Here is a 23,516-nt window from a genome sequence, read left to right on the forward strand (position 1 = left end):
GAATACCTGGCTAGCAAAAAGAAAGAGCTCCACGGCCGTGGAGCTCCTTTGTACCCCGGGTGGGAATCGAACCCACACGATATTGCTATCACTGGATTTTGAATCCAGCGCGTCTACCAATTCCGCCACCGAGGCATTTTTAATTCGGTTCGCGTCTACCTCCTCCCGATAGCTATCGGGACTATCGGGACCGCCACCGAGGCGTTCCCTGGCCCGGTGCGCCCAGGACCCACAATCTGGTCTGGGGATCGGGAACGCACGAACCGGGGGGCAAAGCTAAAAAATAATTTAATTCCCCCTCCAAATTACCACCAATTATCCTTTAGCAACCCAAATTATTGTTTAAATTTGCACCTCCTTTGAAATGAGGGAGTTCGCGAACCTGACTAATCGATTTCCAGAGGTATGTCCTACACGGTACCGGAACCGAAGATTTTTGCCTGCACCCAGAGTATGGAACTTGGCGAACGCATCGCCATGGCATACGGGGCAAAACTGGGCAATGTCATTATTTCCCGCTACAGCGACGGGGAATTCCAGCCTTCATACGAGGAATCGATACGGGGGGCCCGCATCTTTGTAATCGGGTCGACCCACCCGGGGCCGGAAAACCTCATGGAAATGCTCCTGATGCTCGATGCGGCCAAGCGCGCCTCCGCCAGGCACATCACCGCGGTGATGCCCTACTTCGGATGGGCCCGCCAGGACCGCAAAGACAAACCCAGGGTCCCGATCGCCGGAAAACTGGTCGCGAAAATGCTGGAGGCGGCTGGTGCCACCCGCATCATCACCATGGACCTGCACGCCGACCAGATCCAGGGCTTTTTCGAAAAGCCTGTCGACCATTTATTCGCCTCCACCCTCTTTCTGCCCTACCTTAAAAAAATGAACCTGGAGAACCTGACCATCGCTTCTCCCGACATGGGTGGGTCTAAAAGGGCCTATGCCTATTCCAAGGCGCTGCAAAGCGACGTGGTCATTTGTTACAAACAGCGTGCAAAAGCGAACGTCATTGAGCACATGGAGCTCATTGGAGAGGTAGAAGATAAGAATGTAGTGATGGTCGATGACATGGTGGATACGGCGGGCACCCTGACCCGGGCGGCCGACCTGATGATGGAACGGGGCGCGCGCAGCGTCCGGGCCATTACCACCCACGGGCTTCTTTCAGGCAATGCCCTGGAGCGCATCGAGAAATCAAAACTGGAGCAACTGATCGTGACGGATTCCATCCCTGTAAAGACGGGGAGCAAAAAGATAGAGGTCCTCAGCTGTGCGGATTTATTCGCCGACGTGATGCACCGGGTGCACCACAACACCTCCATCGCCTCCAAATTTATTTTATAAGTATTTATTAATTCAAACCAGATAATGAAATCAATTACAATCAAAGGATCCCAAAGAGAAAGCGTGGGCAAGAAATCGAGTAAAGCCCTACGTAATGCTGGAAAGGTCCCTTGCGTAGTATACGGGGGGGAAACACCATTGCACTTTTCAGCAGAAGAACTGTCATTCAAAGACCTGGTGTATACGCCCAATGCGCATACCGTGGTCATTGAACTCGACAACGGCACCCGCGTAAACGCCGTAATGCAGGACATACAGTTCCACCCGGTAACTGACAGCATCCTGCACGTGGATTTCTATCAACTCTTCGAAGACAAACCGGTAACCCTGAACATCCCGGTGCGCCTGGTGGGAAATTCCCCGGGGGTACGCAACGGGGGGCGCCTGCTGTTCCGCTACCGCAAGCTGCTGATCAAGGCCCTTCCGTCCAATCTGCCTGATTTCTTCAATGTGGACATCTCCAAACTCAAGATTGGGGACCTCATTACTGTAGAATCCCTGAAAAGCGACGATTTCACCATCCTCCACCCCGACAGCACCGTTGTGGTACAGGTGAAAATGGCCCGTACTGCGGTTATGGTGGCCGACGATGATGAAGAAGAAACCGAAGGGGAAGAGGCCGGGGTTGAGGCCCAGGCTGCTGAGGCTCCTGCTGGGGAAGCCGCCGAATAAGGCAGATCCCTTTCCTTTAAAAGCATCCCTCCCGGTTTCCGGTGGGGATGTTTTTTTTATCTTCAACCAAACTGAATTCCATTGAACCGTTGGTTGTCGCGGTGGTTCCTTCCGGGACCCACACTTTTGAAAGAAGATGAGGCCATGAAAAAATACCTTATCGCCGGCCTTGGCAATATCGGGGAAGAATACCGGCACACCCGCCACAACATCGGGTTCCAGGTCCTGGACCTGCTGGCCGGGGAGGCCGGGTTCTCCTTTGAACCCGACCGCCTTGGCGAAGTTGGGCAGTTCCGGCTAAAAGGGCGTTCCGTCCTGTGCCTGAAGCCGGCAACGTATATGAACCGCAGCGGGAAAGCCGTAAAGTACTGGCTGGATAAGGAAAAGATCCCCCTCGAACATTTGCTTGTGGTCACCGATGACCTGAACCTCCCCTTCGGGACCCTGCGCCTGAAAACACGGGGCAGCGATGGCGGGCACAATGGGCTTAGGGACATCCAGCAGGTGCTTGGAACCACTGAATATTCCCGGTTTCGCTTTGGGATCGGGGCAGAGTACCAAAAGGGCCAGCAGGTCGACTACGTACTGGGAAACTGGAACGAAACCGAACAGGAAACCCTCCCGGAAAGGCTCCGGCGGAGCTGTGAGCTCATCCGGTCCTTCGTCCTGGCGGGCCCGGGCCTGACCATGAATACCTTCAACGGCACCTGATCAGAGAACGCGGAAGGAGTACAATCCCGACAGGGAAGTATTTCCCTGGGCATCCCGGGAAAGGACCTGCCAGTAATACACCCCGCCTGGGGTTACCGGAACCCGGAACTGGCTGACCGGATAGCTCAGGGTGGTTAGAAGGCTCAGGGCGGAAGGGTCCTCGCCCAGATAGACCTCGCTTTCCAGCAGGTCATTGTCGACATCGGCAGCCTCCCACCGCAACAAGATCTGCCCGCCGCTGTCGGGTAGTACGGAAGCCCCCGAGGCCGGTTCCAGTACCCGTGCCGGGAAGGGCGGATAGAATTGGGAAGCGCCCGCATTGAAAAACTGCCAGACCGGGCCAGGGGTTTCTTTCCCGCTTTCCTGGTTGATCGCCGTCACCTGCCAGGAATAGGGCGTCCCTTTCTGCAAGACGACCGCAAGACTGAGTCCGGAGGTCACCTGCCGCTGGGTGTTGGAAGTCCCCAGGTGGGTTACCACCAGTTCATAGCGATCGGCATTCGAGGCGGCCAGCCACCTGAAGGTTACCTCGCTGGTGGTTACGCCAAGGGAAACCCCGGTAATGCAAAGGGAATTGTTCCCGGGGAAGACCGGGCTCACCGGACCCGGGGCTGCCGGCGGGTCATCCTTCCCGCACCCCCACAAAAGGGCCACACACAGGCCGATGTACAGGATATTTCTCATTCGCGGTAGACTTTATAGGTGGTTTCCCGGCCCTTTTGGGTAACCTGCAACAGGTACAGGCCCGTTGGCAAGGCGCCGGGTTCCAGGCGCACCCTGCCCCCTGAGTCGGGCAGGCGCCTGCCTTTCCAGACCAGTGACCCGGCGGCATTGAAAACCGCAATATCCACAGGGCCGTCGGGCCTGGGGACAATGAGCTCCAGGGCCTCCGCAAACGGGTTTGGGGAGACCAGGGGCTGTTCGGCCCGAAGGAATTCCGCCTCAAAAGATCCCCTGCAGGCAGGGATACTTTCCACCCGGAGCCGGTTGAACCCCTTTTCCAGTTCCAGGGTAAACGCCGGCCCCTTCACTGTACGGGAGCGGCCGTTGAGGGTTATTTCATACAATTCCGCCCCGTCGAGCAGCAGCTCCACCGAGTTGTAGTCCGGGGCAGTAAAGGCCTGCACGCTCAACGGATCAGGGCTGCCGATGACTACCTGGAAACACTGGGGCTCATACGCGTTGGCCCCGTCGCTGCCCCCGAGGCACACCTGGTAGGTTCCCGGGCGCAGGCCCTCAAGGTCGTAGGTGGTGGTAAAGCCCTCCAACAGGTTGGTGCCGTTGCCCGTTACCCCGATACTATAGTCAAAGGGCTGTGAAGCGGTTACCCCTATAGAACCATCGCCCGCCCCGATACAGCTTTCCGTCGATACAAGGATTTCAAACCGGTCCGATGGGAAACGCCGCACCTCACAGCCGTTGGCGTCGACCTCAGCCCCGGGGGGCGTGCCCGGGCACAGGTCATCCCCGTCATCGAAAACCCCATCGCCATCCTCGTCGGGCCTGAAGGCACCCTCCACGCATAACTCAAGGGAAAAGCCCAGGAGTTGTCCGCCGTCGTTGTCGGCCCCGTCTTCGATGGTGAGGACCCACTCCCCAAAACTGGATTCCCCCACAAAGGAGTTAAGGGAACCTGAAGGCCTGACGGTCCCGGATATGGCCGGATTGTTGGCACATACGAAAGGGGGTGCCTCTGAGTCGAAGGTGGCATTGATATCGTTAGCCTCCCCACAGGCATTCGAGACAAGGGTCACGCGGGTCCCCTGGGGGGAGGTCAGGCTGATAACGAGGTCGGCCAGGTAGCTGTGCGTGAGTTCGAGGTTCACTTTCACCCCTAACAGAAGCCTGTTGTCGGGGATGGTCAGGGAGGCGGTCACCGTTGGGGTGCCTGTGGCCGGGATCGGCACGGGAAGGCCTGAGGCGGTGAGCGTTTTGCAATCGGACTGTAACGTGCTGAAGCTGAAAGGAGTGCCGAACACCCCTTCCCCACAGGCGTTCAGGGGCCTGATCCTCCAGAAATACAAGGTATTTTCCTGCAACCGTCCCGGCTCATAACTCGTAGTGTAAATGCGCTGGCTGGCGATCGGGCTGGCGAAAGTAGGCTCTGTTGCCAATTCCAGGTCATAGGCGGTATACTCTGCTGCCCCTTCCCATTGAAGCTGGGGAAAAAGCCCCACTTCCGCAGCCGTATCTGCCGGGGAAAGCAGCGTTGCCGGCCGGAAGGCCCCGCTGGCCAGGCGCACTTCCAAAGGGACCGAAACAGCCGTAACCCCGTCGGACCCGTTAACTTCGAACGAGTAGGTGCCCGCCGGCACCAAATCGGTATTGCTCAGGGTGAGGCGCAACCGGGTGTCATCGACCTGCACGGTATCTACGGAAAAAGATGCCTGCAAGCCTTCCGGAAGGCCGGTAACCCCGAGGACCACGGGCTCCTCAAAGCCCCCGAAGGTCTGGTAGGTAAAGTCGAAGACGGCATCTGAAGGCTGGCAGGCCTGGGCCTGCAGCGCATCGAAATACAGGAGGAATGGCCGTTCGGCGATTTCGAAATCCACACTATTCAGCGCAAAGAAAATGTTATCCGCTGCCCGGACCACAAACCGCCCGGAGGGGGTGGGCACCCTGGGGATTTGCACTCGGGCCGATCCGGTATTCGGAAGGTTGGAAGCGATCTTCAGGGGGAAGCTCAGCCCCCCGTCAGCGGACAGGTAGAGGTCCACCAGTTGGGCATTGATGGGGGCGCCACCGGTGCCGGCCACGTCCCAGGAGACCTCCTGTACGCTCCCCATGTCGAATGTTTCTGCCTGCGACTGGGAGAGCACCCGGAACGGGCCCGCATCTTCCCTGACGGTTACGGTTGACTCTTCAGATGTGACCTGCCCGCCGCCGGGGGCGTTGTCGCGGACCGTCAGGGCAAAATTCAGCTCCCTCCCGATCGTGGCCACGGTTTCCCAGGCTGTTCCCGGCAGGGGGTCGGTCTGGGTGAGGTTGCCCGAGGCCACCCGGCTGAGCAGGGGGAAGAACCTCCGGGGCTCCCCGGTGGGCCTGCGCGAGCGAAAATTGGCACCGGCCGGATTCTCCGGGCCGAAGGACTCACGGGTCACCACGCCGTCATCGATCTGCTCCCAGGCATAGGTGAGGACGTCTGTCGGGTCTGCATCCGTGGCTGCCCCTTCCAGGACGAAAGCTGTCCCCTTGGGAATCACAAAATCGGGGACCGGGGTGATCTCCGGCGGGGTATTCGCCAGGGGGGTCAGGGCCGCACAACTGGTGCCCGATACGTACTGGCTGATCTGCAGGATGCTGTAATAATGGAAATAATCGTCGCCCACCGATTGCACATCGTCGTTCTGGGTGATCCCGGCGTAGCCCATGATGGTAGACCCGCTGCCGGGCTCGGCCTGCACCCCGGTACCTTCCGACTGGAAGGACCAGGTATGGTTGGCCCCCAGCTGGTGGCCCATTTCATGGGCAACAAAGTCGAGGTCGAACCGGTCGCCCTCAGGGATCACATTCCGGGCAAAGGCGCTTCCCTTTCGGCCATCGATACAGACCGAACCGATAAACCCCGCGTTTCCGGAATCACCTCCCTGGTCGAAGAGGTGGCCGAGATCATAATCCGGGGCCCCGATGAGGGAGTCCAGCGTGGCCTGCACCTCGCTGTTGGGGCTGGATTCAAAAGGGTCTGTTTCCGGGTCCGTAAAAATGACCTGGTCGTTTTCGGGGACGAGTTCCAGGGTGATGGCAAGGTCCCTCTCAAAGACCTCGTTGACCCGGGTGAGGGTGGCATTGATGGCGGCCAGGGCATCGGGGACTGTACCCCCGTGGTATTGGGTGTACTCTCCGCTGGCAGCAATGGCCACCCGGTAGCGCCTCAGCTGCTGGTCGTCCACCAGTTGCGCCGCGGTGGCCGGGGGGAGGTCCTTGCCGGTTTCTGAGGGCGTTTTGCACTTCCATCCCTGGTCGGTGGGTTGGAGGGCTGACCGGGCGAACAGGAGGTATGTGCCCGGCCGGTCCGGGTCCTTTTCCAAATACAGGGTCTGGTTTTCGTAAGGGTCCGTTACGGTGGCCTGCAACCCCTTGTGCGACAAGCTGAACCGAATCCGTGCCGGGTTGCCCTCCATCCCGTACCCGATAAAGGAACGGATGCCCGGGTACCGCCGCTGCAGCTCAGGGGCCATCACAGGGTTTTCCCGCACCCGATAGTTCCTGAGCCTTCCTGAGGCATCGGGGAAAGAGAGGGTTATCTCCCCCTGCCCCCCGGGGGCGAGGGCTTCGAGTTGTTTGCGAAAAGGTGCTTCACTCAGCACGAAAGCCTGGGCAGAACCAGGCTTGAGGACACGACCGGAAAGGGTGGGACGGGCCTGCACCTGGGCGCCGTTTTCCCAATAGATACCAGGCTGTTGGGCGCTTAAAGATAAACAGGCAAAAAGTAGGGGAATTGAGAGAACAAGACGTAACTTTGTCTTCATCAACCGGCATTTGCTGCACAAAATACGCCTTTTTATTATTTTGTATACGTGATCACCGTTCAAGGCCTTACCAACTACGACAACCCGCAACCCAGCATCGTCACCATAGGAACATTTGATGGGGTACACATCGGGCACCGCAGGATCCTGGAACGGCTCATGGAAGAAGGACAAAGGCTCCACCTGCAGGCGACCCTGCTCACCTTTTTTCCCCACCCCAGGATGGTCCTGCAGAAAGACCGGCAGATTAGCCTGCTGAATACCATAGAAGAAAAATCGGATATCCTCGGCCAGCTCGGCCTCGATTGCCTGGTCGTACATCCGTTCACCAAAAACTTCTCCCGCCTTACCGCCACGGAATTTGTACGCGACATCCTGGTCGGCAGGCTGAAGGCCAAAAAGGTGATCATCGGCTACGACCATCGGTTCGGGAGGAACCGCAATGCAAGCATTGAAGATTTAAGGAGTTTCGGGAACCTCCTCGGGTTTGAGGTGGAGGAAATCCCGGCCCAGGAGATCGACGAAGTCTCGGTAAGCTCCACCAAGATCCGCGCTGCCCTGGAAGCGGGGGACCTGGAGACGGCCAATGCCTACCTGGGCTATGCCTACATGCTCTCCGGGACCGTAGAACGGGGAAAAGGCCTCGGCCGCGACCTGGGCTTCCCCACGGCCAACCTGAAGATCGGGGCAGTGTACAAACTCATCCCTGCAGGAGGGGTATACCTGATCCGCAGTGACCTTGGGGGACGGGAGGTTTACGGGATGATGAATATCGGTACCAACCCCACGGTGGACGGGAGCCGCCAACACATCGAAGTCCATTTTTTCGATTACCAGGGCGACCTCTACGGCGCTTCCCTGAAGGTGCATTTGCTCAGCCGCCTCCGCGATGAACAAAAATTCGCTTCCCTGGAGGCGCTGAAAACCCAACTGGTACGAGACCAGGCCAGGGCGCGTGAACTCATCGGAAAACAGCCATGACCCGCCTGCTTTTTTCGCGCATCGACAACACCCCGCTCATCCTTTTCCGTGTTTTTTTTGGCCTCCTGATCAGCCTGGAGTGTTTTGGGGCGCTGGCTACCGGGTGGGTGAGGACCAACCTGGCAGAACCCGAATACACCTTTCCCTTTATCGGTTTTGAATGGCTGCAAGCCCTGGCCGGGCCCGGGATGTACCTCTACTTTTTCCTGATGGGCAGCCTGGGGATCGCGGTCACCCTGGGGTATAGGTACCGCCTGAGCATGGCTGCATTCACCCTGCTTTGGACCGGGGCCTACCTGATGCAGAAAACCTCCTACAACAACCACTACTACCTGCTGGTCCTGGTAAGCGCACTGATGTGTTTCTTCCCGGCCCACCGCGATTTCAGCCTCGACAGCCGGAGGAACCCGGCCTTGCGGGAACACCACATGTACGCCCTGGTGAAATGGATCGTCGTAGGGCAGTTGTTGGTGGTCTACACCTATGCCGCCATCGCCAAGCTGTATGGCGACTGGTTCGATTTCAGCGTGATTGCCCGGCTCCTGGAACCGAAAAAGGGGTATATCCTGATCGGGCCGCTGCTCCAGGACCACACCATCCACCAGGCCATCGGGTTTTTCGGGATCGCCTTCGATTTCCTGATTATCCCCCTGTTGCTTTTCAAACCCACCCGAAAAGCAGCCTTTGCAGCCTCCCTGTTTTTCCATGGTTTTAATTCGGTGGTCTTCCAAATCGGCATCTTCCCCTTCCTCTCCCTGGCCTTTACCGTCTTTTTCTTCGAGGCGGAAACCCTGCGCAGGATCTTTTTCCGCAGGAAAACAAACCCTGTTCCCCCACCCTTCAAAAAACCGCGCTGGGCCCGGGCGGCCACCCTGGTCCTCGGCCTCTATTTTATCGTGCAGGTGGTCCTGCCGGTCAGGCACCACTTCATTGAAGGGGACGTACTCTGGACCGAAGAAGGGCACCGGCTGAGCTGGCGCATGATGCTGCGCGTGCGCAGCGGCAACCTCCGGTTCAGGGTCGTGGACCGGGAAACAGGCCAATCCTGGCAGGTTTCCCCCGGGGAATGGGTAACCCCCAAGCAAGCCCGGAAAGTGGGGGCTTACCCCGATTTCGCCTGGCAATTCGCCCAAATCCTCAAAAAACAATACGCCCGGAAGGGCCAACAGGTGGCCGTTTATGCCCGGGGCCAGGTACAGGTGAACGGCCATGCCCCGGCCCCCCTTATCGACCCGGAAACCGACCTGGCTTCTGAACCCTGGGACCCCTGGAGGCACCACCCCTGGATCCTCCCCCCGCCACCCTGGCTGCAGGCTGACACCCCGGGGGCCGGGGAATAATCCTCCTTTAACAATTGCCGATTTGTCGCTACCTTTGGCGGCGAAACCCGTAGAAGACCATGTTGCCATTACAAACCATCCGCGAAAGAGCCGAAGCACTGGCCATAGCCCTTGACAAACGGGGCCTTGATGCCCGCCCCCTGCTCTCCAGGGCCCTGGGGCTGGACCAGGAACGCAGGAACCTGCAAACCCGCCTGGACCAAACCCTGGCCGAAGCCAACCGGCTGTCGAAGGAGATTGGGGTCCTGTTCAAATCCGGAAAAGGGGAAGAAGCCCAGGCGCTTCGCGAAGAATCGGCCCGGCTGAAGGAGGTGGCAAAAGAGCTGCAGGACCAGTTGGGGACTGCCGCGGAAGCCCTGCAGGAAACCCTCTACCTGTTGCCCAACATCCCCCACGCTTCCGTGCGACCAGGGCAAAGCGAGGCCGACAACGAGGTTGTTTTCGAATCGGGGGAGATCCCCAAGCTGCCCGAAGGCGCCCAGCCCCACTGGGAACTCGCAAAGCAGTACGACCTGATCGATTTTGAACTGGGCGTAAAAATAACCGGGGCCGGCTTTCCGGTCTATAAAGGCAAGGGGGCCCGCCTGCAGCGTGCCCTGATCTCCTATTTTCTGGACTGCAATACCGCAGCCGGGTATCAGGAACTCCAGGTCCCGCACCTGGTCAACGAAGCATCCGGGTATGGCACCGGCCAGCTCCCCGATAAGGAAGGGCAGATGTACCAGGTGCCGGAAGACGGCCTATACCTGATCCCCACAGCCGAGGTGCCGGTGACCAACCTGCTTCGGGACGTTATCCTGGACCGGTCGGAACTGCCCGTAAAATACACCGCCTATTCCCCCTGTTTCCGAAGGGAAGCCGGAAGTTACGGGGCCCACGTGCGCGGCCTGAACCGCCTGCACCAGTTTGACAAGGTGGAAATCGTAAGGGTGGAAGAACCTGAAAATTCCTATGCGGCCCTCGAGGCCATGGTGGAACATGTAAAGGGTATCCTGGATGCCCTCAGGCTGCCGTACCGCATCCTCAGGCTCTGCGGGGGGGACCTCGGGTTTACCTCAGCCCTTACCTACGATTTCGAAGTGTATTCCACCGCCCAGGAGCGCTGGCTGGAGGTCAGTTCGGTTTCCAATTTCGAAGCCTTCCAGGCCAACCGGCTCAAACTCCGATACCGCGATGCAGGGAACAAGCCGCAACTGGCCCATACCCTGAATGGCAGTGCCCTGGCCCTTCCCAGGATCCTGGCCGGGATCCTGGAAAACTACCAGGATGCGGAAGGGATCCGTATCCCGGAAGTCCTGGTGCCCTACACGGGCTTCGACCGCATAGGGTAAGGCCCGCCCACCCTTTTGAGATTCTTAACGCCGGGCAGGGCTTCAAGTTCGTATCTTTGCGAAAAGCCCTGTTGTGAAGCGTGCCCTTGCCTTACTGCTTTTCCTCCTGGCCCTGCCCCCCCTGCAGGGACAGCAGGATTTTTTGGCCAAGCAGTATTACGCCGATGGCGAATTCGACAAGGCAGTGGTCTTTTACGAAAAACTGGTAAGCGCCAACCCAAGGCGGATGGAGTATTTGGAACAGCTGGTCAGTTGCTACCACCAGCTCGAGCAGTACGATAAGGCGATTTCCATGCTCCGGGAGCGGATTGAAAACGGGACGGCCCATCCCACAACGTACATCGACCTGGGGTACACCCATTTCCTTAAAGGAGACCCGCAGGAAGCGGAACGGTGGTACGAAAGCGGCATGGAACTCATAGAGGCCAACCCGGGCTACGGGTATATGCTGGGTTTTAAATTCCAGCGCTACACCCTGCTCGATTACGCCCTCCGGGCCTATCGGAGGGCCATGGAACTCAACCCGGAACTGGATTACAATACCCAGGTAGCCCGCATTTATGGGGAACAGGGGAACATCGGGGCCATGTTCGGGGCCTATCTCGACCTGATGGCCGAACGGGAAGCCATCAAGCCTAATGTGCTGCGCATCCTGGAGGATTTCGTCTCCACCGACCCCGGGGCAGAGAACAATGTGCTGCTGAAACAGGCGCTGCTGGGCAGGGCCCAGGAAAACCCGGATCCGCTTTGGAATGAAGTCCTCAGCTGGCTCTTTGTGCGCCAGCAGCAATTTGGCAGTGCCCTGGTCCAGGAGAAAGCGCTGTACCGCCGCCTGGAAGGAGCAGGCCTCGACCGGCTATCCACCCTCGGCCGGATTGCAGAAGGCGCCGGCGATTATACTGCCGCCCGGGCTGCCTTCGATTTCGTGGTAAAGGAAAGTTCGGACCCGGTGGCCCGCCTTAACGCCCAACTCCACCTTCTCGACATCACCCTGGAGGAGCGACCGGACCCCAACCTGAAACAGGTGCAAAAATCCTATGAAGACCTGATGGAGGCGTATGGGTACAATCCCGGTACCCTGCAACTGCAAATCAGTTATGCCAACTTCCTTACCTTCCGGCTGGGGGAGCCCCTGGAGGCTATCGCCATCCTCAAGAAAAGCCTGGAACTTCCCATCTCGAATTACACGGAGGGCTACCTGAAAACCACCCTTGGGGATGTGCTGGTCTATACCCGGTCCTTCAACGAGGCGCTGATCCTGTATTCCCAGGTACAGAAGCTCCTGAAAAACGACGTGATGGGGCAACAGGCGCGCTTCAAGGTGGCCCAGACCAGCTTTTACAAAGGCGATTTTGAGTGGGCCCAGACCCAGTTGAAGGTACTGAGGAATTCCACCTCCCAGCTCATTGCAAACGACGCCATGCAACTCAGTTTGGTCATTTCGGATAACTCCCTGGAAGATTCCACCCAGGCCGCCCTGCGCAAATACGCCCGGGCAGACCTGTTGGCCTATCAGCAAAATCGCAGGGAAGCCCTGGCCCTGCTCGATGAACTGCTGCTCCAACACAAAGGGGAACGCATCGAAGACGAAGCCCTGCTGATGCAGGGAAGGTTGTTGGAGGCCGAAGGGGACTACGCCGGGGCGCGCTTCAGCTATCTTAAAATCATTGAATTCTACGGGCAGGACATCCTTGCCGATGATGCGCATTTTGCCCTGGGGGAACTTTACCGTACCCGCCTGGGGGAACCCGAAAAAGCCATGGAACAGTATCAGGAAATCCTGTTCCGCTACCAGGACAGCTATTATTTCCCGGAAGCCCGAAAACAATTCCGAACCCTCCGGGGTGACCCGGTCCAGTAACCTGCAAGCCAAATAGCCCCGACCATGTATATCTACAATGTAACCGTCCATGTCGCCCACCCCATCCGGGATGCCTGGCTGGAGTGGATGCGGCACACCCACATCCCCCAGATGCTTGCCACCGGAAAATTCAATGAGGCCCGGCTTTGCAGAGTCCTTTCGGAAGAACAGACCGGGGGGGTTACCTACGCCGTCCAGTACCGGACGGAGCACCGGGAACTCCTCGAACGGTATTACCGGGAAGACGCCCCCCGCCTTAGGCGGGAAAGCGAAGAACGTTTCGGCGACCAGTGCCTGGCCTTCCGCACCGAACTGGAACTCATCAGCGAGCACTGATGGCCGGTGAACAGGAATTCCTCTTTGCCTATGGCACCCTGTTGGAAAACCGGGTGCAACAGGCGGTCTTCGGCCGCCTGATAGAAGGGGAGCCCGATATCCTCCCCGGGTACGAAAAGCAGGATGGCATGGTGCTGGGGACCTATCCGGGCCTGTTCCGTGCCCCGGGCACGAAGGGCCGGGTAGCCGGCAGGCGGCTGCCCCTTACGGCAGGGGAGTTCCGGCAGGCCGATGCCTATGAAGGGGCCCTTTACCGCAGGGCCTACCTGGAACTGGCCTCAGGGCACAGGGCCTGGGTATACCTCCCTGTGGCAAACACTGCATTATGAGAAAAAAAAGCGACAGGTCGACCGGAAGAAAACCCGCGGGAAAAAAAGACCCGGCAGGGGTCCGTCCAAAAAAACAGCTCGGCCAGCATTTCCTGACAGACCTTGGCATTGCCCGAAAAATCGCCGGCACCCTTTCCCTGGAGGCGACCTCTAACGTAGTTGAAATAGGGCCGGGCACAGGGGTATTGACCCGCCTGTTGCTGGAACGGCCCGTAAGCCTGCTGGCAGTGGAACTCGACCCGGAAGCCGCGGGCTACCTGCAGCATTCCTTTATCCCCGGCCTTGCCGGACAGGAGCTCCCCTACCAAAGCTTCGAAGTACTGCAGGCCGATTTCCTCAGGATGGACCTGGAAGGCCTTTTCCCCGGCGAACCCTTCGCCATCACGGGGAATTTCCCTTATAATATATCCACCCAAATCGTCTTCCGTTTACTGGAAGCCCGTGCCCGTGTCCCCGAATTCAGCGGGATGTTCCAGAAGGAGGTTGCCGAACGGATCTGTGCAGGCCCGGGGAGCAAAGCCTACGGCATCCTTTCGGTTTTGGTGCAGGCCTATTACGAGGCCACCTATTGTTTTACCGTCCCGCCCGATGTATTCCACCCTCCCCCCAAGGTCGACTCCGGGGTCCTGTACCTGAACCGGAAAGCCATCTCCCTGCCGGGCCTGGATGAAGCCTTTTTTTTCCGCCTCGTGAAAACGGCCTTCAACCAGCGGCGCAAAACCCTCCGCAACAGCCTTAAGGGCCTTGGCCTTTCCGATAATCTAAAAGAAGATGCTATCTTTGACAGGCGCCCCGAACAACTGAGCGTTACAGAATTCATCGCCCTTTCAAAGAGAATCTCGGATGATCCCGTTTAAACTGACCGAGGAGCTGCTCAGTGAAATCGAACAGCTCATCGACGACCGCCAGGATGATGCCCTCCATACCATGATGGAGGAGGTCCACTATGCGGATATCGCCGAGATCATCAATGAACTGAACGAGGACCAGGCCACCTACCTTATCAAGCTCCTCGACAGCGGTAAAACTTCAGACGTCCTTACCGAACTGGATGAGGATGTGCGCGAAGCCATCCTGGGGAACCTCTCTTCCAAGGAAATCGCCGGGGAGCTGGAGGAACTCGATACGGACGATGCGGCCGACATCATTGCCGAACTCCCAAGGGAAATCGTGCAGGAGGTCATTTCGGAAATCACCGACCGGGAACATGCCCGCGATATCGTGGACCTGCTCCGCTATGACGAGAATTCGGCCGGGGGGCTTATGGCCAAGGAACTGGTAAAGGTCAATGAGAACTGGACCGTGCTCACCTGCGTGCGGGAAATGCGGCACCAGGCCGAAAACGTCACCCGGGTACATTCCATCTACGTGGTCGACGACGAAGGCATCCTGAAAGGGCGCCTGTCGCTGAAAGACCTGCTGACTGCTTCTACCAAAGCACCCATCCGGGAGGTGTACATCCCGAAAGTGGATTTTGTGAATGTGAATGAAAAACCGGAGGAGGTGGCCAAAATCATGTCGAAGTACGACCTCGAGGCCATCCCCGTGGTGGACGAGATCGGGCGCCTGGTAGGCCGCATTACCATTGACGACATCGTGGACGTGATCCGTGAGGAAGCCGACAAGGACTACCAGCTGGCGGCGGGGATTTCCCAGGACGTGGAAGCCGACGACAGCATCTGGGAACTCACCCGGGCCCGGCTGCCCTGGTTGTTCCTGGGCCTGGTGGGCGGGGTCGGGGCGGCTGCCATTATGGGTGGCTTTGAATCCCTGATCAGCCAGCATGCCATCCTCTTTTTCTTTACGCCCCTGATCGCGGCCATGGCGGGTAACGTGGGGGTGCAGTCGAGCGCAATCATCGTGCAGGGTCTGGCCAATGACGACCTCAAGGGGAGCATTACCCAGAGGCTGGTGAAGGAAATGATGCTGGCAGCCCTGAACGGGTTAATCCTGGCGGCCGTTCTGCTGCTCTTTACCTGGTTCTGGAAGGGGAACCTCCCAACGGCCCTTGCCATTTCGATCTCCCTGATTGCCGTAATTGTAGTGGCGGGGATCGTGGGTACCTTTATCCCCCTTTTCCTGCACAGGAGGGGCATCGACCCGGCCATCGCCACGGGGCCGTTCATCACCACGAGTAATGATATTTTCGGGATCCTGATCTACTTCTGGATTGCCAAACTGCTGCTGGGCATCGGATAGGGCCCGGCAGGCGTAAAACCCATACCGCTGTGTCAACCCCAAAAGTACTCCACCTTGACGAAAACCACCCCTTCCTGCTGCAGGGGCTGGAACAACTCGGCTTCGAGAACCACCTCGACTACACCGGAACCCGGGAAACCATCCTTGGCAAAATCGGTCACTACCAGGGACTGGTGTTGCGCAGCCGGATGCCCGTGGACCGGGAACTCCTCGACCGGGCCACTGAGCTGAAATTCATTGGGCGGGTCGGGGCAGGCCTGGAAAACATCGACGTGGCCTATGCCCGGGAAAAAGGGATTTACCTGGCTGCCGCCCCGGAAGGAAACCGGACCGCTGTGGGGGAGCATACCCTGGGCATGCTGCTCGCCCTGTTCAACAAGCTTCATACGGCCGATGCCGAGGTACGGAGGGGGCTCTGGAGGAGGGAAGAAAACCGCGGCTGCGAAATAGAGGGGAAAACCATCGGCATTATCGGGTATGGGCACATGGGCAAGGCTTTTGCCCGCCGCCTGAGGGGTTTTGATGCCGAGGTGATCTGCTATGATATTGTCGGGGGGGTTGGCAACGAGGATGCGCGGCAGGTGGGCATCCTGGAGCTGCGGAAAAAGGCCGATGTGATAAGCCTCCATGTCCCGGAAACCCCGGAAACCATCAGCATGGTCGATGAAGCCTTCATCAACGCCTTCCAAAAACCCTTCTGGCTGCTAAACACGGCCCGGGGAAAATGCGTGCGCACTGCAGACCTGGTACAGGCCCTGCGCAGGGGAAAGGTGCTCGGGGCTGGGCTCGATGTGCTCGAATATGAGAAAAGCTCTTTTGAATCGCTCTTTAAGGAAGGGGAAATGCCGGAGGACTTCCGGTACCTCATCGAAGCCCCGAACGTCCTGTTGAGCCCTCATATCGCAGGGTGGACCCTGGAAAGCAAGGAAAAGCTGGCGCGAACCCTGGTGGTGAAAATTAGGGAACACTTTTCCTATCTTTCAGGAAACTAAGCCCCCGGCAAAGGCCGGAAGTGGCATCCGCCTTATGAAAAATATCCTGTTGATCCCTGCCCTGCTCCTGTGTGCGGGAAGCCTTGCCCAGGGCAAGGACCGTCCCCTGTTTGTGAGGGACAGCCTCTTCCAAACCCTTTCGGAGCGCTGGGAAATCGATCCTGAACACTATTTGGGAAACTTCCGGATCACCCCGTACAAACCTACCTATATCGTGCTTACCCGGTGGACTTCTGACACCAACCGGCAGCCGGCGAGTTTCAATCCCGACTATGTCGCAGAATCCCCCCTGGACCTCAATGCCACGGAACTGCGCTTCCAGATCAGCTTCAAGACCAAAATCATCAGGAGCTTCCTTCTGAGGAACCTCGATTTATGGGTAGCCTATACACAGAAGTCCCACTGGCAGGTGTATAATGCGGAAACCTCCCGCCCTTTTCGGGAAACCAATTATGAACCGGAATTGATCCTCAATTACGGCATGAGGGTCCCTGTGCTGGGTTTTGACCTCAGGATGGCCGGCCTTTCTTTCACCCACCAGTCCAACGGCCGGTCCCTCCCCCTTTCCCGAAGCTGGAACCGCATCATCTTCCATCTGGCCATGGAACGCGAAAACTGGCAAGTGACCCTAAGGCCCTGGATCCGCATCCCGGATTCGGATGATGAAAACCCGCTGATCGAGGACTATTACGGCCGGATGGAAGGAATCGTGACCCGCCAGCTGGGGAACCACCTGATTACCCTGGAGGGAACCCACTCCCTGAGGTTTGGTCCTGACAACCGGGGCAGCCTGCGCCTGGGCTGGGTCTTCCCCATCGATGGGTTCCTCAGGGGGCATATTGAAGTCTTTGAAGGATACGGGGAAACCCTCATCGATTATAACCACCGGCAATTTACCATAGGGCTGGGGTTATCCCTGGTGGAATGGCGTTAATTTAAGCCGGTTGTTTTCCCTCGCATGCAAGCTTTTCCTGCTACCCTTCCAGGCCGGGTTAAATAACGGTTAAGAACAGGACGGGGTTTCAGGAATAGAAATATTTTTCTACATTGTATGGGAAATCAACCAATCATACACCACCATGTCAGACGAAAAGAAAGACCTGGGCGATCAGGCCGAAGAAGCCTTCGACAAAGCCCGGGAAAAAGCCAAAGAAATCAAGGACGAAGCCAAAGATAAGGCCGAAGAGCTCAAGGGCGAAGCCCGGGAGACCTTCGAAAAAGCAAAGGAAAAAGCCAGGGAATTCAAGGAGGAGGCCAAAGAAACAGGCAGTGAATTCAAGAAGGAAACCAAAAAGACGGCCGAGGAGTTCCGGGAGGGCCTTCGCAGCGCCGGGGGCGACAACAAGAAAATCCTGGCCGGAATCCTTGGCATCGTAGTCGGTTGGGCAGGGGTACACAAGTTCGTCCTGGGGTACCAGAAGGAGGGGATCATCTTACTGGTGATTTCCATTGTGGGCTTCGTGCTGAGCTGTATCGGCATCGGGGTTTTCCTGGTCTGGGCCACCGCCCTGATAGGCCTCATTGAGGGCATCATCTACCTGACCAAATCAGACGAGGAATTCTATAACACCTATCAGGTGGGCCGCAAACCCTGGTTCTGACCGGGGGAAACACCATTGTATTTCAACAGGCACAGGGCACAGGGGATTCAGATAAGGGCATACAAGCCCTTTAGTCCCCTGCATGTCCTTCTGCCACCTTGCGCTCCAATTCGGCCTGGAATTCTTCCATCACCGGCTTTACCGTGCTCTCGGGGAGGTCCGAGATTTTAATGTACATCAGGCCGTCCACGGCATTGTTGAAGAGGGGGTCGACGTTAAAGGCCACCACCCGGGCATTCTGTTTGATGTATTTCTTGATCAGTACCGGAAGGCGGAGGTTCCCGGGTTCCACCTCCTCGATCAGTTTGTCGAATTTGTTCAGGTCGGCGCGGGCCTCGTCGAACACGAACTCTTTGTCCGCATCCTTCAGCTTTACCTTGAACTCCTTTTTGGGCCGGATGTACTGGGCCACGTAGGGATCCCAGTAATTCGACTTCATAAATTCGATCATCAGCGACTTGGAAAAATTGGAGAACTGGTTGCTGATGCTTACCCCCCCAATGAGGTATTTGTGCTCCGGGAACCTCAGGGTGGTGTGCACAATGCCCTTCCACAACAGGAAGAGGGGCATGGGGCGTTGCTGGTATTCTGCGATGATATAGGCCCTTCCCATTTCTATGGAACGGCTCATCATGGGGTAGAGTTCCGGCTCGAAGCGGAACAGGTCCTGCAGGTAGAACCCGTCTATCCCGTATTTCTCGAAAATTTCTGCCCCCAGGCCCATCCGGTAAGCCCCGACGATTTTTTTCTCGGCATCGTCCCAGAGGAACAAATGGTGGTAATATTCATCGAAGCGGTCCAGGTCGACCGATTTGTTCGTCCCCTCCCCAATGGCGCGGAAGGTAAGCTCCCGCTGCCTGCCGATCTCCTGGAGGATAAAGGGGATATCCCTTTTCTGGGCAAGGAACACTTCGTAGTTGCGGCTTTGAAGCAGCCGGCATTCCTTCTCCCTGAGTATTTCAATTTCGCCCTCTATGACCTCGGTACGCACTGCCGAGGCAATACGCCTTGGGGTTTTGGGGATTTTAATGGTCCCGGGGAGCTGGTCGATCAGCCGTTCCTTTTCATAAGCATGCGACAGGATATAGGTCTTGCGGCGCAGGAGTTCGGTGAATTCTTCCAGCGTCTCCTGTTCCTCCTGCATCTCCACCGTAATTGGCTGCCCGATCCGGACCTTTATGCTCCGGTTGCGCTGGCTGGAAAGCTCGGAAGGGAGCTTTGCCGTGCGGAAGATATGGTGCAGGCGCGAGAGGTAGTAAAACAAGCGGCTGTTGCGCGCGTGGAAATAGATGGGCACTACCGGCACCCCTGCCCTTCGGATGAGTTTAAGGGCCGCCTCTTCCCAGGGTTTGTCGACAATCAGCCGCCCGTCCTTGTAGGTGGAAACTTCCCCGGCAGGGAAAATCCCAAGGGGGTGCCCCTGGTGCAGGTGTTCCAGGGCGCGCTTGAATCCGGCCACGGAATTATTGGCGTCCTTCCGGCCTTCAAACGGGTTCACAGGAAGGATATAGGGCTTCAGGGGGGCGATCCGGTGCAACAGGAAATTTGCGATGATCTTGTAATCGGGCCGTTTCTCTAACAACAGCTTAAGGAGCAACACCCCGTCTATCCCGCCCAGGGGGTGGTTGCTGATGGTGATGAAAGGGCCTTCTTTAGGAAGCCTTTTGAAATCTTCCTCGGGGATTTCAAAATCGATCTCATAGTATTCCAGGATGGCCTCCAGGAATTCCGGGCCGGGGAGGTCCCTGTGTTTGTCGTATACCCGGTTGATAGAGGTTATTCGGGTTAACCGCATCAAAACCCAGCCCATAAACGTACCCAGGGGTCCATATCGGTCCAGGTGGATGGCCCGCGCTACTTCCTTGGCAGTGACTAAACTCATTGGGGATGTTTGTTGCAGGGGTTAAAGATAGGAAAATTGGCCGCGGCTCGGAGGTATTTTCCCATCTGAGGCGTTGCCTGACTTAGCGGACCACCAGTTGTACGGTTTCCTTGCTGCGCTGTTCAAGCAGCACTTCCTTTCCATTCTGCAGGCTTTCAATGGCCCGGGAGTTGAAATGCCGGATGGTGTACAGGGAGACCCCCTCGTGGTGGTCTACCTTGTATTTGCCGCTGAGCTGTTGCAGCAGTTCAGGAAGGCGGCCGAACCGGTTATCCACACAAACCGAAAAGCTGATCGCGGAATTCTGGATCAAATCCACCTTCATCCGGTGGTCGTGGAGTAGCCTGAACAATTCGCTGATGTTATCTTCCACCATAAAGGAAAAGTCAAGGGCGGAAAGCTTCATGAGCACCTGGTTTTTCTTCACGATGAAGCAGGGGGTCAGGGGCTGGATCCCCTTACCCTTGCCCACCGTGGTCCCCGGGTTTCCAGGGTTCATAAACGACCTTACATGAAGGGGGATTTCCTTTCGCTGCAGGGGCTGCAGCGTTTTGGGGTGGATCACGCTTGCCCCGTAGAAGGCCAGCTCGATGGCTTCCTGGTAGGAAATCTGCTCCAGTAGCTGCGCTTCCTTGAAATACCGGGGGTCTGCACTGAGCACACCAGGCACGTCCTTCCAGATCGTTACCGACTCGGCATTCAGGCAATAGGCAATGATCGCAGCGGTATAATCGGAGCCCTCCCTGCCCAGGGTGGTGGTAAAGTTGTTGTCATCACTGCCCAGGAAGCCCTGGGTAATGAACAACTCGGAACGGCCCGAAAGGGAGGCCATGGCTTCCTGGGTGCGGTCCCAGATGACCCTGACATCGCGGTAGTTGGCATCCGTTTTGAGGTACTGCCTGATGTCGAGCCAGGTATTGGAAATCCTGGCCTGCTGGAGGTAATGGCTTACGATGGTGGTGGAGAGCAGCTCCCCGTAGCCCACAACCTGGTCGTAGACAAAGCCGTAATTCGGCGACTTGTTCCAGGCCAGGAACCCCCTTACCTCCTCAAACAGGGCCCGGGTGCGCGCGTATACGGGGTGGGTGGCCGAGGGGAAAAGGTCGGCGATGATTTTGAGGTGGTAGTCCTCCACGTCCTGCAGCAACCCCGGGTAAGCGGCCCGGTCGCCAAAATAGGCATCTACCACCGCTTCCATGGCATTGGTGGTTTTACCCATGGCAGAAACCACCAGGAAGGTATGGTCTGTGCCGGTGTGCTCCAGTACCCGTACCAGGTTGCGGACCCCCTCGGCGTCCTTAACCGAGGCACCCCCAAATTTAAATATCCGCATAGCGTTCAAGATAGGATTTCATTCCACGGGCATCGAGTTGGACCACATCCCAGTCGCGGAGCACCCTTGCGCCCCGGGACTCATAAAAGTCGATCGCCGGCTCATTCCAGTCCAGGACCTCCCAACTCACCCTTTTTGCACCCTGTTGTTGGGCGTACCGCACCACGGCGGTGAGCAGGGCGGAACCCAGGCCCAGGCCCCTGCGGGCTTCGGTGACAATCAGGTCCTCGAGGTGGATGACCAGCCCCTTCCATGTGGAATACCTGGGGTAACACAGCGACATGCCCGCGATCTTCCCGTTTACTTCCGCAACAAAACACTGGAAGCGGGGACCGGGACCAAAGCCATCCCGTTCCAGGTCGGACCGGGTGACCTCAACGGCGTGGGGTTCCCTTTCATATACAGCCAGTTCCCGGATCAGCTCCAGGACGGCCCCCATGTCTTCCCGTTGTGCCGGGCGAATACTATAATTCTCCATTTGTTACAAATAAAACATAAAGTTATATAACTAAAAAAGTGGCCGGGTCCGAAATCGATTTAGTTTCACAAAATAAGCGATATTTGTGGGGATATTAACGGAACCTGTTCCCATGACCAAAAAGAACAAAACCCTGGGGGAATTCATTATTGAAAACCAGGCGGAATTCCAGTATTCCTCCGGGGAGCTTTCCAAACTCATCAACGCCATCCGACTTGCCGCAAAGGTAGTGAACCACGAGGTGAACAAGGCCGGGCTGATCGATATCCTTGGTGCGGCCGGGGACACCAACGTGCAGGGCGAAAGCCAGCAGAAGCTCGATGTGCTGGCCAATGAAAAATTTATTCAGGCCCTTAAAAACCGTGAAATCGTCTGCGGGATCGCTTCCGAGGAAGAAGAAGACTTCATCAGCATCAACAGCCAGGACCACCGGCACCAGAACAAGTACGTAGTGCTGATCGACCCCCTGGACGGGTCGTCCAATATCGATGTAAACGTTTCTGTCGGTACCATTTTCTCGATTTACCGCCGGGTAACCCCCATCGGGACCCCGGTTACCCTGGAGGACTTCCTCCAGCCGGGCGTCAATCAGGTAGCCGCCGGCTACATTATCTACGGCACCTCCACGATGCTGGTTTACACCACCGGTCACGGGGTGAACGGGTTCACCCTGAACCCGGCAATCGGCACCTTTTACCTCTCCCACCCGAACATGACTTTCCCGCAAACCGGCAAGATCTATTCCATCAACGAGGGGAATTACATCCACTTCCCGCAGGGGGTGAAGGACTACATCAAATACTGCCAGATGGAAGAAGGGGACCGCCCCTATACCTCGCGCTATATCGGTTCCCTGGTGTCGGATTTCCACCGGAACATGATCAAAGGGGGCATCTACATCTACCCGAAAAGCAGCCTCAACTCCGATGGCAAACTCCGGTTGCTCTACGAATGCAACCCCATGGCCCTGTTGGCCGAACAGGCCGGGGGGAAAGCCTCGGACGGCTACGGCAGGATCCTGGAAATCGAACCCACCGAACTGCACCAGCGGGTACCCTTTTTCTGCGGGAGCCTGAAAATGGTGGAAAAGGCGGAGGAATTCATGGCGCGGTACGCCTGAATGAACCCCCGATTATTTGGAGATCAGGTACAGGTAATCGTCAAAGGAAATCCGTCCGGTAAAAATATCGATGGTCTTCTGAACCACGATTTTGGCTTGCTTGGGCGAGAACCCCAGGGCAATGGCGTACTTTTCAACCATCCCTAACTGCTCGTCCTGAATATCGAGGTCCGAAACGATCACGCGGAAGAAATCAAACAGCCGTTCCAGGCGTTCCTCCCGGGTCAGGGGTGATTCTATGGGGTATTTGTTTTCCTCCTTCATCACCTCCTTGTATTCCGCCTCCGTGATCCCGAGTTTTTCAGCGAAATAATCCAGGATATTCCTCTCTTCCGGGGTAATGATCCCGTCCGCTGCGGCAAGGGAAGCCATGGCGGCAAAATGGGCGAGGTTGCTCCGCCCCTGCCCGTGTTTATATAAATCGATGATAGGCATCTTGGAACTATTTTGGGGGCAAATATACCGCTTTCGGGGCGTATCCGCACAGGGCGGGAGGCCATTTCTTTAAGATGCCCCCTAAGGCGCCCCTGTTTT

Annotated in this window: 21 protein-coding genes and 1 tRNA gene; 15 read left to right on the top strand and 7 right to left on the bottom strand. The window is 57.3% G+C overall.

Features of this window, described 5'->3' with window-relative positions; translation table 11 throughout:
- Positions 1 to 51: 51 nt before the first annotated feature.
- A tRNA-Leu gene (locus NG653_RS09440) sits at positions 52 to 135 on the bottom strand.
- 270 nt (positions 136 to 405) lie between these two features.
- Between NG653_RS09440 and NG653_RS09445 the strand changes: the two genes are divergently transcribed.
- The 3 genes from NG653_RS09445 (at position 406) to pth (ending at position 2,730) form a co-directional block, all read left to right on the top strand.
- Positions 406 to 1,347, top strand: coding sequence for a ribose-phosphate pyrophosphokinase (locus NG653_RS09445; RefSeq protein ID WP_252741449.1), 942 nt, complete (start codon positions 406 to 408; stop codon positions 1,345 to 1,347).
- 24 nt (positions 1,348 to 1,371) lie between these two features.
- Complete coding sequence (locus NG653_RS09450; RefSeq protein WP_252741450.1) at positions 1,372 to 2,019, top strand: 50S ribosomal protein L25/general stress protein Ctc; 648 nt, start codon at positions 1,372 to 1,374, stop codon at positions 2,017 to 2,019.
- A gap of 144 nt (positions 2,020 to 2,163) precedes the next feature.
- Complete coding sequence (gene pth / locus NG653_RS09455) at positions 2,164 to 2,730, top strand: aminoacyl-tRNA hydrolase (RefSeq protein WP_252741451.1); 567 nt, start codon at positions 2,164 to 2,166, stop codon at positions 2,728 to 2,730.
- Here the strand turns inward: pth and NG653_RS09460 are convergent, their stop codons facing one another.
- Both NG653_RS09460 and NG653_RS09465 read right to left on the bottom strand, forming a co-directional pair.
- The gene (locus tag NG653_RS09460; RefSeq protein WP_252741452.1) at positions 2,731 to 3,414 is read right to left on the bottom strand and encodes a hypothetical protein; all 684 of its coding nucleotides are present in this window, start codon (positions 3,412 to 3,414) and stop codon (positions 2,731 to 2,733) included.
- Positions 3,411 to 7,097, bottom strand: coding sequence for a reprolysin-like metallopeptidase (locus NG653_RS09465; protein WP_252741453.1), 3,687 nt, complete (start codon positions 7,095 to 7,097; stop codon positions 3,411 to 3,413). Before NG653_RS09465 ends, NG653_RS09460 begins: the two co-directional genes overlap by 4 nt.
- A gap of 150 nt (positions 7,098 to 7,247) precedes the next feature.
- On the opposite strand from NG653_RS09465, the gene NG653_RS09470 reads away from it, so the two are divergent.
- The 11 genes from NG653_RS09470 to NG653_RS09520 all read left to right on the top strand — a co-directional run bounded on the left by NG653_RS09470 (position 7,248) and on the right by NG653_RS09520 (position 18,169).
- Positions 7,248 to 8,180: a bifunctional riboflavin kinase/FAD synthetase gene (locus NG653_RS09470; RefSeq protein WP_252741454.1), complete on the top strand. Its 933-nt coding sequence runs from the start codon at positions 7,248 to 7,250 to the stop codon at positions 8,178 to 8,180.
- Positions 8,177 to 9,520, top strand: a complete 1,344-nt coding sequence (locus tag NG653_RS09475) for an HTTM domain-containing protein (protein WP_252741455.1) — start codon at positions 8,177 to 8,179, stop codon at positions 9,518 to 9,520. Before NG653_RS09470 ends, NG653_RS09475 begins: the two co-directional genes overlap by 4 nt.
- 59 nt (positions 9,521 to 9,579) lie before the next feature.
- Positions 9,580 to 10,851 (top strand): serine--tRNA ligase, encoded by a 1,272-nt coding sequence (gene serS, locus NG653_RS09480; RefSeq protein WP_252741456.1) that lies wholly within the window; start codon positions 9,580 to 9,582, stop codon positions 10,849 to 10,851.
- Between the two features lie 73 nt (positions 10,852 to 10,924).
- Entirely contained in the window at positions 10,925 to 12,712 is a 1,788-nt protein-coding gene (locus NG653_RS09485; RefSeq protein ID WP_252741457.1) for a tetratricopeptide repeat protein, read from the top strand.
- Between the two features lie 24 nt (positions 12,713 to 12,736).
- The gene (locus NG653_RS09490; protein WP_252741458.1) at positions 12,737 to 13,048 is read left to right on the top strand and encodes a DUF4286 family protein; all 312 of its coding nucleotides are present in this window, start codon (positions 12,737 to 12,739) and stop codon (positions 13,046 to 13,048) included.
- The gene (locus NG653_RS09495; RefSeq protein ID WP_252741459.1) at positions 13,048 to 13,377 is read left to right on the top strand and encodes a gamma-glutamylcyclotransferase family protein; all 330 of its coding nucleotides are present in this window, start codon (positions 13,048 to 13,050) and stop codon (positions 13,375 to 13,377) included. Before NG653_RS09490 ends, NG653_RS09495 begins: the two co-directional genes overlap by 1 nt.
- Positions 13,374 to 14,234 carry a 16S rRNA (adenine(1518)-N(6)/adenine(1519)-N(6))-dimethyltransferase RsmA gene (rsmA, locus tag NG653_RS09500; protein WP_252741460.1) on the top strand — a complete coding sequence of 287 codons (861 nt, stop codon included), beginning with the start codon at positions 13,374 to 13,376 and terminating at the stop codon, positions 14,232 to 14,234. Before NG653_RS09495 ends, rsmA begins: the two co-directional genes overlap by 4 nt.
- On the top strand, positions 14,221 to 15,576 hold the full coding sequence (mgtE, locus tag NG653_RS09505) for a magnesium transporter (protein ID WP_252741461.1): 1,356 nt from the start codon (positions 14,221 to 14,223) through the stop codon (positions 15,574 to 15,576). The genes rsmA and mgtE overlap by 14 nt, the downstream gene beginning before the upstream one ends.
- Before the next feature lie 29 nt (positions 15,577 to 15,605).
- A complete protein-coding gene (locus NG653_RS09510; protein ID WP_252741462.1) occupies positions 15,606 to 16,568 on the top strand; it encodes a 2-hydroxyacid dehydrogenase in 963 nt (320 codons plus the stop codon).
- Positions 16,569 to 16,602: 34 nt separating this feature from the next.
- Positions 16,603 to 17,502, top strand: a complete 900-nt coding sequence (locus NG653_RS09515) for a phospholipase A (protein WP_252741463.1) — start codon at positions 16,603 to 16,605, stop codon at positions 17,500 to 17,502.
- Between the two features lie 145 nt (positions 17,503 to 17,647).
- Complete coding sequence (locus tag NG653_RS09520; RefSeq protein ID WP_252741464.1) at positions 17,648 to 18,169, top strand: NINE protein; 522 nt, start codon at positions 17,648 to 17,650, stop codon at positions 18,167 to 18,169.
- Positions 18,170 to 18,239: 70 nt separating this feature from the next.
- Here NG653_RS09520 and NG653_RS09525 read toward each other — a convergent pair whose 3' ends face one another.
- The 3 genes from NG653_RS09525 to NG653_RS09535 all read right to left on the bottom strand — a co-directional run bounded on the left by NG653_RS09525 (position 18,240) and on the right by NG653_RS09535 (position 21,862).
- Positions 18,240 to 20,051: a GNAT family N-acyltransferase gene (locus NG653_RS09525; RefSeq protein WP_252741465.1), complete on the bottom strand. Its 1,812-nt coding sequence runs from the start codon at positions 20,049 to 20,051 to the stop codon at positions 18,240 to 18,242.
- Positions 20,052 to 20,133: 82 nt separating this feature from the next.
- Complete coding sequence (locus NG653_RS09530) at positions 20,134 to 21,384, bottom strand: aspartate kinase (RefSeq protein ID WP_252741466.1); 1,251 nt, start codon at positions 21,382 to 21,384, stop codon at positions 20,134 to 20,136.
- The gene (locus NG653_RS09535) at positions 21,371 to 21,862 is read right to left on the bottom strand and encodes a GNAT family N-acetyltransferase (protein WP_252741467.1); all 492 of its coding nucleotides are present in this window, start codon (positions 21,860 to 21,862) and stop codon (positions 21,371 to 21,373) included. The genes NG653_RS09530 and NG653_RS09535 overlap by 14 nt, the downstream gene beginning before the upstream one ends.
- 112 nt (positions 21,863 to 21,974) lie before the next feature.
- Between NG653_RS09535 and fbp the strand changes: the two genes are divergently transcribed.
- A complete protein-coding gene (gene fbp, locus NG653_RS09540; protein WP_252741468.1) occupies positions 21,975 to 22,982 on the top strand; it encodes a class 1 fructose-bisphosphatase in 1,008 nt (335 codons plus the stop codon).
- A 12-nt stretch (positions 22,983 to 22,994) separates the two neighbouring features.
- On the opposite strand, the gene NG653_RS09545 is transcribed toward fbp, so the two are convergent.
- The gene (locus NG653_RS09545; protein ID WP_252741469.1) at positions 22,995 to 23,417 is read right to left on the bottom strand and encodes a tellurite resistance TerB family protein; all 423 of its coding nucleotides are present in this window, start codon (positions 23,415 to 23,417) and stop codon (positions 22,995 to 22,997) included.
- Between the last annotated feature and the right edge of the window lie 99 nt (positions 23,418 to 23,516).

Origin of the sequence: Robiginitalea marina, from assembly GCF_024006985.1 — a bacterium.
GTDB lineage: Bacteria > Bacteroidota > Bacteroidia > Flavobacteriales > Flavobacteriaceae > Robiginitalea > Robiginitalea marina.

Excerpts from the sequence above, each read along its gene's own strand:
- NG653_RS09520 (WP_252741464.1), top strand. The coding sequence starts at position 17,648 with ATGTCAGACGAAAAGAAAGACCTGGGCGATCAGGCCGAAGAAGCCTTC.
- NG653_RS09450 (WP_252741450.1), top strand. The coding sequence starts at position 1,372 with ATGAAATCAATTACAATCAAAGGATCCCAAAGAGAAAGCGTGGGCAAG.
- NG653_RS09515 (WP_252741463.1), top strand. The coding sequence starts at position 16,603 with ATGAAAAATATCCTGTTGATCCCTGCCCTGCTCCTGTGTGCGGGAAGC.
- NG653_RS09460 (WP_252741452.1), bottom strand. The coding sequence starts at position 3,414 with ATGAGAAATATCCTGTACATCGGCCTGTGTGTGGCCCTTTTGTGGGGG.
- NG653_RS09495 (WP_252741459.1), top strand. The coding sequence starts at position 13,048 with ATGGCCGGTGAACAGGAATTCCTCTTTGCCTATGGCACCCTGTTGGAA.
- NG653_RS09490 (WP_252741458.1), top strand. The coding sequence starts at position 12,737 with ATGTATATCTACAATGTAACCGTCCATGTCGCCCACCCCATCCGGGAT.
- serS (WP_252741456.1), top strand. The coding sequence starts at position 9,580 with ATGTTGCCATTACAAACCATCCGCGAAAGAGCCGAAGCACTGGCCATA.
- rsmA (WP_252741460.1), top strand. The coding sequence starts at position 13,374 with ATGAGAAAAAAAAGCGACAGGTCGACCGGAAGAAAACCCGCGGGAAAA.
- mgtE (WP_252741461.1), top strand. The coding sequence starts at position 14,221 with ATGATCCCGTTTAAACTGACCGAGGAGCTGCTCAGTGAAATCGAACAG.
- NG653_RS09525 (WP_252741465.1), bottom strand. The coding sequence starts at position 20,051 with ATGAGTTTAGTCACTGCCAAGGAAGTAGCGCGGGCCATCCACCTGGAC.
- NG653_RS09545 (WP_252741469.1), bottom strand. The coding sequence starts at position 23,417 with ATGCCTATCATCGATTTATATAAACACGGGCAGGGGCGGAGCAACCTC.
- fbp (WP_252741468.1), top strand. The coding sequence starts at position 21,975 with ATGACCAAAAAGAACAAAACCCTGGGGGAATTCATTATTGAAAACCAG.
- NG653_RS09530 (WP_252741466.1), bottom strand. The coding sequence starts at position 21,384 with ATGCGGATATTTAAATTTGGGGGTGCCTCGGTTAAGGACGCCGAGGGG.
- NG653_RS09475 (WP_252741455.1), top strand. The coding sequence starts at position 8,177 with ATGACCCGCCTGCTTTTTTCGCGCATCGACAACACCCCGCTCATCCTT.
- NG653_RS09535 (WP_252741467.1), bottom strand. The coding sequence starts at position 21,862 with ATGGAGAATTATAGTATTCGCCCGGCACAACGGGAAGACATGGGGGCC.
- NG653_RS09445 (WP_252741449.1), top strand. The coding sequence starts at position 406 with ATGTCCTACACGGTACCGGAACCGAAGATTTTTGCCTGCACCCAGAGT.
- pth (WP_252741451.1), top strand. The coding sequence starts at position 2,164 with ATGAAAAAATACCTTATCGCCGGCCTTGGCAATATCGGGGAAGAATAC.